Here is an 11,614-nt window from a genome sequence, read left to right as displayed (position 1 = left end):
GTCCTAATTCATCTATTGGCTTTTGACAACAATCAAAAATTGCACCAATGTCATATTCTTTCAAAATAGTTATAAGGTGTTTTATTGTTGTGGGATAAAAAGAAATAAAATTGCATCCAGGAAATAATACTGATTTTTTATTAGAATTCTTATAATTAGCAAATTTATAAGCATTCTTTTCTTTTAATAAAAGACTATAGTCTTTATCTTTCAGAATGTTATTATGTTTTTTTATATGCTCTCTTCTCATGCTCAAAGCGATTTCTTTGCCATCAATATCTTTTGGACAAACTTCTTTACATCTTCCACATAAAAAACAGTTATACGCCAGATCTATCCTATTCGAAAAATCTTCCAAATCCATATTATATTTATTTAGAAAATTACAATTTTTCGTACATTTTTTACAATGAATACAACCTAAATCTTCTTTCATTTTGCTCCTCTTTAATATAATGTATTAATGTCCATATGTTTTACTTTCTTTCTCCTAGATATTTCTTTTGAATAAAAATACCTGTAGATGTTACTATAATTGCTAATATTCCAGCTATAGCAAAATACTTCCACTTATCATCACCAGCACTAAGCCCTGCTGAACCTATGGTAAAAAATGATACTCCTGGAAACATAAATATAAAAGTATAAATTGTATATTTCCAAAATCCTATATCTGTGATACCATATGCAAAATTTTGTAGATTGTATGGAAAAATAGGAACCATTCTTGTAATCATAAGAATTACTAAATCACTTTTTTCATCATCATTAAAAAGTAATTTTTTTAGTACTTTATTTTTTTCTAGCAGAGGCTTTATTGTATCTTTTAAGAAAAATCTGCCTACAATAAATGATAAAGATGCTCCTATTGTAGTAGCTATTAAACATATAAAAATACCTAACCATGGTCCAAATATTAATCCTGCAAATAATGCAAATGTTACACCTGGAATAGCCAAAACTACGCATCCTATAACAGTTAATAGTGTATAAATTCCTAAAGCTAACAATAGATTTTCTTCTACTATATCTTTTATAAAGTCTAAATTTCTTGTATCACTTAGATATACAGACCAGCCATATCTATTATTTAAAAACATAATTAATATTATAAGGATAATAAAAAATATTATCTTTGATATTTTTTTATTTTTCATTATTTCATCAACTCACTAGTTAAATTACTCTTCTTTTTTCCTTTGTTTTTCACTATAAATTTGCTTCATTAAGAAAATTAATATGGTCAACGCAAACAATATTAATAATCCACTAACTAATAATTTTGCTCCACCTGTTAACATTCCTCCAACATAAGAATATACAATTGTTGCAGGTAATTGACCTATACCAGTTGCCACGAAGAAAGCCCAAAAACTCATTCCTGTTAATCCAGCAGCATAACTAACTATATCAAATGACATAAAAGGTAAAAGCCTAGCTATTAATATACTTTGTTTTCCATATTTTGAGAAAAATTTATCTATTTGTTGTAATCCTTTTCTACTTGTTAGTTTTATAGCTACATCTCTACCTAAAACTCTAGCTATAAAGAAGCAAACTGCTGCACCTGCCATTGCACTAGACCATGATAAAATTGCTCCTTGCCACCAACCAAATAAATTTGCATTGGCAAAGGTTATAAGAAAAGCTGGTAATGGAGCTGCTATAGATTGTAATATCATTAACATAAACGATACTGCTACTGCATAAGTGCCATAAGATTTAACAAATTCTCCCACCACTGTAAAATCACCTGATTTAAACATATTAAAAATATTATCTAATATTGTTTTTACAGATGGTAGTAAAAAATAACTTAACACACTTATCAATAATAAAAATATTATAGCTATCTTTGAATAAAAATTACATTTTTTATTTTTATTTTCTTCCATTATTATTTTTCTCCCCAATATTATATTTATTTCGATAATTTATTTTATCATGGGTGATAATAGTTTTCTAATTAAATTAATCTATACAAATATACTTTTATAGATTTTTTCTATAAATAAAAGTAATAAAAGAGTGTAACAAATAATTACACCCTTTCGTTAATAATCTCTTTATTTAAAATATCTATTTTCTATCATATTTAAAAATTCTTCTGATAAGTAAGCTTCTAACTTTTTCTGTGTAAATTCATTTTTTATTAATTTTTCTGGATCTTTATATTGAACCCAGGCCATAGCACACCAAGTAATTCCTCTTAAACAAGTTATAGGTATATACAACTTTAATCTTTCTTCTATATCTGATGTGTCAAATCTATCTCCTACTATTTTTATATAATATTTAGTAAAGTTACTCATTTCATCTTCATTTAGAATAATATCTGTTTTCCAAAAAGTTGTTGTTGGAGCTAAGAAATGACCTAAATCTTGAGCTGGCTCACCAAGAATAGGTTTTTCCCAATCTATTATATAATTATTCTTATTTTCTCCATTAATTAAAAAATTCCCAGAATTCAACTCTGTATTAACTATACACCTTCTGCCTTCATATACTTCTGTATTTTCAAGTTTTTTCTGTCCTATTTCTAACATTCTTTTTATTTGATTTTTTTTATATTCACATGCTAAAGGCGAATTATAATATGTTTCAAACATTATATTACATTCATCTAATATAGCTTGTAGAGGATTTTTAGGACATAGTAAATGGGTATTATCATCAACTTTAACACTATGTATATCTGCTAAACACTCTGCTGCTATAGATAAATTTTTTCTATAATCAAGTGGTACACCTTCTAAAAATTTCATTACTAATACACCATAATCTAAATATTTTTTACTCTCATCTAAATAAATAGGTATTGGTGTTCTATTACTAGATTTTAATTGCAATAAAGCTTTATACTCATATTCAATTTGATTATCTAAATTCATCTGACTTGAAGTATTTATTCTAAGTATTAATTTTTCTTTTGTTACAGGATGGATAAATAAATAATTTATATTGTATTCTCCTTGTGCTAATAACTCTAATTTAATATCACTATTTTTAGGTATATCTAATTTTAGTAGAAATTCATCTCTCTTTACATACTCTTCTAAATTTTTAATTCTAAACATTTGCTATTCTCCTCAATAATCTTTACAATGAACTTAGATGTGTTCATATCTTTATCTACAGTACCATTTTTTATTTCTTCATAAAAATATTTCAAGTCTTTTGGTTCATCTATATCTCTATTTTCATTAGTCAAATCATAAGTTAGATTTATATTTTTAATAGTCTCTATAGTATTGCTTAATACATTTCCATGACCATATTCTATATTTTGAAATATCTCTTTGGTCGGTTTATTCATACCTACTAAATAATATCCGTTATCTACTGTTGGTCCTAGAACAATATCTTTTTCTTTTAAAATTGAAAAAGCTTTTTCTAAATCATCAATACAAATGTATGGAATATCACTACCTATTAAAATACTCGATTTATAATCTTTGTTTAACACATATTCAATTGCATCAAACATCTTTTCTCCCAAATCATTTCCTTCTTGTATTTTATAATTAACCTTACTTCCAAATATATTTTTTATAATATTGTTTTTATCTTCAGGAGTATAAAATATAAATATATCTCTTTTTAAAATATCACAAATGTTTTTAATATCTTTTAAAAAATTAATGTGTATATTTGCACATTCTTCCTTTGTAATCATTTTTTCTAATCTTGTTTTTGTCTTTCCTGGAATAGGTACTCTTGTAAAAACAATTATAGCCTCTCTCATCATATCACCTAATATCCCTATATTCTTTGTTGATTTTATCAATATCTCTTCCGCATAAATATTGAAACTGTAGCTTTTTCATTTGATACATAGTATTAAAAATTCCTTTATTCATATATCTTCTAGAAGAAGTTATTATTTTACTATCTATCTGTTTTATATAATATTTTTTTCTTTTTAACCTTAAGGAAAATTCAAAATCTTCCATAATAGGTAAATTTGGCATTCCTCCTATTTCATCAAAAAGCTGTTTTTTTATAAATATTCCTTGATCTCCGAAAGCTATCTTTCTCTTACTAGCTCTTAAATTAGACATATAAGCACATATTTTCATCCATATTATAGGATTATCAAATTCTATCTTTAAACATCCCACATTATAGTTACTATCTACTGTGTCTTGAATTTTTAAAATAACATCTTCTTCTATTATACTATCACAGTGAAGAAAAAATAATATTTCTCCTTTGGCATAATTGCTACCATGATTCATCTGATTAGCTCTTCCCTTTGGACTATTCAAAAGTAAATATTTTTCATCTATTAATTTAGTTGTACTATCGCTACTTCCTCCATCACAAAAAATAACTTCAAAGTTTCCTTTTAATCTAGATAAATTCTCTTGAAGTTCTTTTATATTTTTTTCTTCATTATATGTTGGAATTATTATTGAAACCATTATTACTCCCTTTAATATATTTTTGCATTTTTCTCAATTGTATCAATAAAAAAATATATGGTCAATTTTAATAAATAAAAACCTCTCCAAAACACCAATCTTATGTATTGAAGAGGTTTAATTTTTAATATTAATTAATTGATTGAAACATACCTATAGAGCTAACTTTATTTTTATCTAATAAGCTTGTAATTATAAATGTTGTACCTGCTGTCCAAAGTCCTAATAGTGTTAATCCTGCTATTACTGTAGGTAAACTTATTATAATCATTGGAAGTGCTAATGTGGCTTCTACAATAAAATTACAATCAATCATGGTGTATTCATAATTATTTCCAATTAAGTTTAATCTTCTTCCAATAACGGAACTACATTACCACCATAAGGTATTACATAAACATCCTTCCCCTCAAAATCTACTTTATCTAATAAATCTTCTATATTATTAGAAGCCGTTATTTTCATATCCTTCACCATTTCAGGATCCATAGAACTTAACATCATAACATTAGATTTTTCAATATTTTCACATGCTGCATAAAATACATATCCACCTATTGTAAAGTTTGATCTGAGTTCTTCATCTAAAACACCTTTCTTTAATGGTTCTACCCATTTAAAGAAATCTGGTGCTCCACTACCTTCGCTACATTCTGCAAGCATTATCAGTGTTCCACCTTTTTTCACTGCTCTTGTAGCATTGAATAGTGTTTTTGTTGATTGGTATAAATTTATATCCTTTGGATATCCACCACAACTTGCTATCACAATATCAGCTTCTTTTTTTATTGGTAAACCATATGCATCATCTACATATTTACAACTCGATAACCAAGCTTCATGAAAATCTCCACAAATTAAAGCACTATGTTTTGATGATGAGTTCACAACTATATTAATTCCAAAAGCTACATCTACAAATTCTCCTGCCTCATTCATATCTTCATTGACTGGGTTTTTATCTAAAAGTCTAGCTCCTACTAACGGATCAGATTTTTTTTCTGTTTTACTTAAACTTTGAATATGATTTTGTCTTATAGTCTGTCTTCCTGCTACTCCTGGGACAACACTTTTTCTACCTCCACCAAAACCAGCCATTAAATGATGAACTGTACCTGTTATCATGATTACTTTTCTATCTACTACTAAAGGATTTACATATACTTCTGTTCCTGATGATGTTGTTCCTACTTTTACTAAATTATCTGAATCACAATCATGATTAACTACTTTTACTCTGTCATAAACTGACTTAGATGCTATAGTACAAAGTTCATCCTCAGTTTGCATCCTATGTGTCCCAACAGCTACAACTATAACTATATTTTCGCACTTAACTCCAATTTCATTAATTAAATAATCAACTAGTAACTCGCATACTAAATCTTGCCTTTGCCATAAACGAGTTAGATCACTTACTACAATAGTTACTTTATCATCATTATTTATTACATCTTTAAGAGGCTTAGATGCAACCATATCTGTAGTGACACCTTTTATAAAAGCTTCTTTTAAATCTTTTATCTCATTCATTGGTTTCTCATTCAATATTTCTACTGATTTAGCTCCAGATATATTGATACTTACTATCTCTTTTCCATATTTTAATTCTACTTTATTCATAATACCCCCTTATACTTTGAATATCCTAAAACTATAACGTACGTTTCACGTCACATCCTATCAAGCTAAGCTCTTCAGTGTGAAGCTCAAAGATGAATTCATAATTAATAATAATATACACCTCTCATTAACCGGTTACTCTCTGTTTATCTTTCTTAATTACTACTTATTCTTATCATTATTTTTATTTTCCAAATTTTCAATTAATTATACATAAATAATATGCAGTTTACCATTTATTGTCAATATTAAATTTGATTTTTTATTAATCTATTTTTAGCATACTTGTTCTTCCATTACTCTACTTACTTTAATTTTTCCAAATAAACTAGTAATTACAAATGTTGATCCACTTACAAATAGCATTAAGTATCCTATATCTTTAAATATTTCATGTAAACCAGGGAATATTAACCAAGCTACTGCAGCAAGCACTGACGAAATAATTGTTAAAAATCCTGCATTCTTACTAGCAAATTTAGGAAACCACAATCCTGCTACTACTACTATTGAAGATCCAATTGCCATCGACAATGATACTTTCATAGCACTAAGTATTGTTCCTAACTGAGATGATAATATATATGTTAAAAATCCTACTGATAAAATTATTATTTTATTTACTATAAATGATCTTTCTTTAAATTTTTCACCAAGCTTAGTCTTAAAAAATACATCTTGGCTAACTGTAGTAGAGCATCCTATTAACATACTGCATGCAGTTGACATATCCGCTGCCCAAAGTCCTGAAAGTGTTAATCCTGCTATTACTGAAGGTAAACTCATTATAATCATCGGAAGTGCTAATGTAGCTTCTACATTTGGTATTAGTGCTTTTGATGCAACTCCGAGCATTGCACATATAAATCCTATAGGTATCATTATCAATGCACCTATTCTAAATCCATTTACTGCTGCCTTATCACTTTTAGAAGTTAACCCTATTTGTATTGCACCTTGAACAGAATTAGTATTACCACACATAACTAGCATCCATGCTATAATTGCCGGTATCCCCATTCCAGAAGTTAAGCTCATATACGGTATCTCTGGTGAAGCTATAGCCATTTGTTTAGCTGCTTCCCATCCACCTTGATTTATTAAAACTCCTATAGCAGATACTATTACACCAATGTAAATTAAAGATATATTTAAGATGTTACTTATACTAGCAGATCCCATTCCTCCAACAAATCCTACTAACATAAATATTATAAAGCTAAAAAATGTTGCTGTTTTCATATCAAATACATCTGGTAAAAGACTTGTTAAAATAGATCCACCAGCTATATATTGTAGAGCTATTATTGTACATTGAATTAGTATCATAGTTATGGTTATCATAAGTCCTGCTTTTTCATCATATATAGACTCTACTAATTTTGTAACTGTATTACATCCACTTCTTCTTAATTTTTTTACAACAAGAGAGCTCGCCATTATTGCTCCAAAAGCCCATGCAACATTATACCATCCTGCTGATAAGCCTACAGAAAAAGCATTTTCTGCAATACCAATTGTTGATGCTCCACCTATTGCTAATCCTGATATTGTAACTGCTGTCATTAAAGTATTATTTTTACCTTTATATAATAAAAAATCTTCTCCATCTAATCTAGCTTTTCGTGATACTATAATGCTAATTCCAAGTAGCATTATTACATATAATATAACAATAATTAATGGTATATTCATATCATTTCCCCCTTAAAATTTAAATGTTTTTTATAATTACATATTGCTAACTTAAATAATATAAAGGTTGCAACTGCTTTATATTATTTGATATATCTTATTATTTTATCTACATACTGTATACTAGACAAAATATTTTTTAAATTCTGTATTTTAAGCTTAAAATATATTTTTAAAGTACGGAAAAAACGTATAAAAAATTTGCTTCTCTTAAACCACTATATAGCTTTCCAGTAAGCAATGGAAATAAAAAAGCCCTCGTCCTCAAAAGGACGAGAGCTATCTCGCGTTACCACCTTAGTTTATAAGCAATTCACATTGCTTACCTCAATAAGTACTCCGTAGAATACCCTAACACTATAACGTGTGTTTTTACGTCACATCCTACCAAGCTAGGCTCTTCAGTGTGAAGCTCAAAGATGTATTCATAATTAAATAAGTATGCACCTCTCATCAACCGGTAACTCTCTGTATACCATTCTTTTAATTATTACTTGTTCTTATCATCGCTTTTATTTTCCATATCTTGTAATTTAATTTAATAATAATTATATTTTAGCATAATGTCAACTGTTTTTTATTTAATTTTTATCATAAAAAATTCCATCCCTGTTCTAATAAATTTCTATCTTACTTAAAAATAGACTTTTGAGAAATATTTAAAATTATATTTATCAGCAAATAAAATAAAGTACAATTTTATTATAATTTAAAAAGGGCTGATATTTTTCAGCCCTTTTTACTATATGAATTTTATATTATTGTAATAATTCAAAATATCCAGATGGATGGAAGAAATATATATTCCCACTATCTTTATCTACTAAGTATGCCATATCAGTTTCTATATTTGGCAAGAATACATATCCTCTTATTCCTTTTGCTTTTATTGCTTCAAAAGTATTTTCATCTCCTTGGTATGTATAAGTGAAATCTCCTTGTTCAACTTCGCTTATATATTTATTTAAGATTATTTGAGCTTCTTCTTTTGTCATACCTTTATCTTCATTAACTACTTCAGTAGAATCTTCACTTTTTACTTCATCTTTTATTTCTTCTTTAATTATATTTGGTTCTTTTTTAGATATATTTTGTTCTTTACCAACTTCATCTTTAGATGAATTTTGTTTTTCTTTAACTTGTTCTTTTATTTGTGCTACTTGTGTTGCTTCTTCTTCAACTTCATTAGATGATTGTACTTTATCAGTTCTTTCTTCTGCTTCAACTGATATAATATTTTCTGTATCATTTTTTGCAAAACTTGTACTTGCAAGTGGAGTTAAAAATAATGCTCCTGCCATTAATAATGATACTGCTATAATTCCTTTTTTCATCTCTCAACACTTCCTTATAGTATATATTTTTAAAATTAAATTATTATATTTATGTCTTTTCTTTATAATATTATAATACCATTTAGTATTTTATAATTACAGTTACACCTCTGTTACCTAGGATTACAAATTTGTAATATGAAATTGATAGTAATGTTACTTTTTTGTCATAAGAAAAGCAACATAATATCTAAAAATTAAATATCATGTTGCTTTTTATATAAATATACAAGATCTATTTTTCCTTGCAGTACGAATTATAAATTTTCCTCAAACTTACTTACATTTTCTTCTAAGTTTGTAATAATTGATTCTATACATTTATCCTCAAAAGGGGAAATTAAATTTCCTGTTTTAACTATCTCTAAGAAAGATTTTGTTCCTCCAACTTTGCATATTCTTAAATAATCGTTCCAACCTTGCTCTCTATTTTCATTCATTTTCTTTAAAAATTGGAATGCACAAATTTGAGCTAAAACATAATCAATATAGTAAAATGGATCTTTAAATATATGTCCTTGTTTAAACCACCAACATCCTTTTTCTAAAATCTCACATCCAGAATAGTCTCTATGTGGAAGGTATTTTTTTTCTAAGTCTCTCCATACTTTTTTTCTTTCACCCTTACTCATATTAGGATTTTCATAAATAATATGTTGAAACTCATCTACTACAACACCATATGGTAAAAATTTTATAGCAGAGCATAAATGTGCAAATTTATATTTATCTGTATCCTCTTTAAAAAACAATTCCATCCAAGGATAAGTTATAAATTCCATACTCATTGAATGTATTTCACAACTATCTAAAGTTGGAAAATTAATTTCTTGCATTTCAATATATCTAGACATATATAGTTGGAATGCATGACCTGCTTCATGTGTTAAGACATCCATATCTTCACTTGTTCCATTAAAATTAGAGAAGATAAATGGTGATTTGTAATTAGGTATATAAGTACAATAACCTCCTGCTGATTTATTATGCTTTGTTTCTAAATCCATCAATTCATTTTCTAACATGAAATCAAAGAATTCTTTAGTTTCTTTTGATAATTCATTATACATTTTTATACCATTTTTAATTATATATTTTGAATCACCTTTTATATTTGCATTTCCATCTAAAAATTCTATATTTTCATCTATATATGTTAATTTATCTAAATTTAATCTATTTGCTTGATGTTCATATAGTTTATTACAAAGAGGTACTATAAACTCTGATATTTGTTTTCTTAAATTAGCAACCATATCTGGATTGTAATCTGTTCTATCCATTCTTATATATCCAAGCTCTACAAAGTTATCAAAACCAAGTTTTTTAGCAATATTATGTCTTATTTTTACTAATTGCTCATAAATATCATCAAATTTTTCTTCATTGTCCTCAAAATATTTATAATATGCTTTTGAGGCCTCTTCCCTGTCTTCTCTGTCATCTGATAGCATATATTTATATAGACCAGATAAATTTAACTCTTCACCTTTGAAATTTATTTTTGCTGATGCTAAAAGTTTTGTATATTTAGACATAAGCTTATTTTCTTCTTGTAACTCACCTATTATTTCTGGTGAGAAAGCTTTTAAAGAGTATTCACAAATTTTATAAAATTGTTCACTGAAATCTTTTTTTATTTCATCTTTAAATTTTGAATCTATTAATGATTTATAAAAATCTGAGTTTAATTCTTCATATAAAGGAGAATGTTCATCCCAGTATTCTGTTTCTTTTTCGTAAAATTCATCTGCTGTATTTATACTATTTCTTATGGATGCTATTGAAGACATAGTTTCAATATGCTTTCTTATTTTGTTTAACTCCATAATGTATTTACGTTGTTCTTCATAAGTAGTTGAATCTTTTATTTTTTCTACTAATTCTAAAAATGATTTTTTGATTATATTATAATTAGGTCTTTCATATTTATATTCACTAAACTTCATTTTTTCCTCCTAAAATCTCTTATAATAATAATTTATCATATACTTTATATATTTACAAAATTTCTCCAAAAATAATATTATAATTAGAAACATATTATTTTTATTATTAAAATTATACTTATAGTTTATAATAATAAAACCAATACAAATTTATTAAAATTTAAAAAGGCACATATATAGTATGCACCTTTTAAAATTATTATCTCGTTATTTTCCTAGCTAAAGTTGCCGTCCAAACACCAACCATTGTAACTCCAAGTATCATCTCTATACAAGAAAGAATTACACTATATCCTATAGGAAAAATATCTCCATATCCCACACTTGTAAATGTTACTAAGCTAAAATAAAAACAATCTATAAAATCCATATACATTAACTTCCTCGGCAAGTAAGACAAAATATTTAAATTATAATGTATTATTCTTTCATTTATACAAAGTCCACAAAACATATATAAAATAGCAAATATTAATACAATTTCTAGTGAAGTTATAAGAGCAAAGGTAGGTCTTTCTCCATATCCACAAATATAATAAAATAAATTAGATTTCAACTTTTCAAGACCCTTTACGCATTTTCTTTCTGC

Annotated in this window: 12 protein-coding genes and 1 other annotated feature; all 12 genes read right to left on the bottom strand. The window is 26.7% G+C overall.

Annotated elements, in window-relative coordinates; all coding sequences use genetic code 11:
• Nucleotides 1–436 (bottom strand): 4Fe-4S dicluster domain-containing protein (locus J7G74_RS15725; RefSeq protein ID WP_297137065.1); only part of this gene is annotated, 436 nt, incomplete at its 3' end.
• A 40-nt stretch (nt 437–476) separates the two neighbouring features.
• A complete protein-coding gene (locus tag J7G74_RS15720) occupies nt 477–1,157 on the bottom strand; it encodes a TVP38/TMEM64 family protein (protein ID WP_297137063.1) in 681 nt (226 codons plus the stop codon).
• 24 nt (nt 1,158–1,181) lie between these two features.
• Complete coding sequence (locus J7G74_RS15715; protein ID WP_297137062.1) at nt 1,182–1,895, bottom strand: TVP38/TMEM64 family protein; 714 nt, start codon at nt 1,893–1,895, stop codon at nt 1,182–1,184.
• 171 nt (nt 1,896–2,066) lie between these two features.
• Complete coding sequence (locus J7G74_RS15710) at nt 2,067–3,077, bottom strand: aminoglycoside phosphotransferase family protein (protein ID WP_297137061.1); 1,011 nt, start codon at nt 3,075–3,077, stop codon at nt 2,067–2,069.
• Nucleotides 3,056–3,787: a TIGR04282 family arsenosugar biosynthesis glycosyltransferase gene (locus J7G74_RS15705; RefSeq protein WP_297137059.1), complete on the bottom strand. Its 732-nt coding sequence runs from the start codon at nt 3,785–3,787 to the stop codon at nt 3,056–3,058. Before J7G74_RS15705 ends, J7G74_RS15710 begins: the two co-directional genes overlap by 22 nt.
• Nucleotides 3,750–4,424 (bottom strand): TIGR04283 family arsenosugar biosynthesis glycosyltransferase, encoded by a 675-nt coding sequence (locus J7G74_RS15700; protein WP_297137057.1) that lies wholly within the window; start codon nt 4,422–4,424, stop codon nt 3,750–3,752. The genes J7G74_RS15705 and J7G74_RS15700 overlap by 38 nt, the downstream gene beginning before the upstream one ends.
• Before the next feature lie 130 nt (nt 4,425–4,554).
• Nucleotides 4,555–4,740, bottom strand: coding sequence for a hypothetical protein (locus tag J7G74_RS15695; RefSeq protein ID WP_297137055.1), 186 nt, complete (start codon nt 4,738–4,740; stop codon nt 4,555–4,557).
• A 29-nt stretch (nt 4,741–4,769) separates the two neighbouring features.
• Nucleotides 4,770–6,047, bottom strand: coding sequence for a nickel-dependent lactate racemase (larA, locus tag J7G74_RS15690; protein ID WP_297137054.1), 1,278 nt, complete (start codon nt 6,045–6,047; stop codon nt 4,770–4,772).
• Nucleotides 6,048–6,323: 276 nt separating this feature from the next.
• Entirely contained in the window at nt 6,324–7,742 is a 1,419-nt protein-coding gene (locus J7G74_RS15685) for a sodium:solute symporter family protein (protein WP_297137052.1), read from the bottom strand.
• Between the two features lie 265 nt (nt 7,743–8,007).
• Nucleotides 8,008–8,258 (bottom strand) — a binding site (T-box leader).
• 242 nt (nt 8,259–8,500) lie between these two features.
• Nucleotides 8,501–9,076 carry a hypothetical protein gene (locus J7G74_RS15680; protein WP_297137050.1) on the bottom strand — a complete coding sequence of 192 codons (576 nt, stop codon included), beginning with the start codon at nt 9,074–9,076 and terminating at the stop codon, nt 8,501–8,503.
• A 257-nt stretch (nt 9,077–9,333) separates the two neighbouring features.
• Nucleotides 9,334–11,025, bottom strand: a complete 1,692-nt coding sequence (locus J7G74_RS15675) for a M3 family oligoendopeptidase (RefSeq protein ID WP_297137048.1) — start codon at nt 11,023–11,025, stop codon at nt 9,334–9,336.
• Nucleotides 11,026–11,224: 199 nt separating this feature from the next.
• Nucleotides 11,225–11,614 (bottom strand): potassium channel family protein (locus J7G74_RS15670; RefSeq protein ID WP_297137046.1); only part of this gene is annotated, 390 nt, incomplete at its 5' end.

The sequence above is a fragment of the Terrisporobacter sp. genome, assembly GCF_017888745.1.
In the GTDB taxonomy this organism is placed as follows: Bacteria; Bacillota; Clostridia; order Peptostreptococcales; family Peptostreptococcaceae; genus Terrisporobacter.
This window is presented reverse-complemented; position numbering and strand designations above follow the sequence as displayed.

Bases quoted from the DNA above. Each gene is read 5' to 3' on its own strand.
- J7G74_RS15675 (WP_297137048.1), bottom strand. From the start codon at position 11,025: ATGAAGTTTAGTGAATATAAATATGAAAGACCTAATTATAATATAATC.
- J7G74_RS15685 (WP_297137052.1), bottom strand. From the start codon at position 7,742: ATGAATATACCATTAATTATTGTTATATTATATGTAATAATGCTACTT.
- larA (WP_297137054.1), bottom strand. From the start codon at position 6,047: ATGAATAAAGTAGAATTAAAATATGGAAAAGAGATAGTAAGTATCAAT.
- J7G74_RS15710 (WP_297137061.1), bottom strand. From the start codon at position 3,077: ATGTTTAGAATTAAAAATTTAGAAGAGTATGTAAAGAGAGATGAATTT.
- J7G74_RS15695 (WP_297137055.1), bottom strand. From the start codon at position 4,740: ATGATTGATTGTAATTTTATTGTAGAAGCCACATTAGCACTTCCAATG.
- J7G74_RS15700 (WP_297137057.1), bottom strand. From the start codon at position 4,424: ATGGTTTCAATAATAATTCCAACATATAATGAAGAAAAAAATATAAAA.
- J7G74_RS15680 (WP_297137050.1), bottom strand. From the start codon at position 9,076: ATGAAAAAAGGAATTATAGCAGTATCATTATTAATGGCAGGAGCATTA.
- J7G74_RS15720 (WP_297137063.1), bottom strand. From the start codon at position 1,157: ATGAAAAATAAAAAAATATCAAAGATAATATTTTTTATTATCCTTATA.
- J7G74_RS15715 (WP_297137062.1), bottom strand. From the start codon at position 1,895: ATGGAAGAAAATAAAAATAAAAAATGTAATTTTTATTCAAAGATAGCT.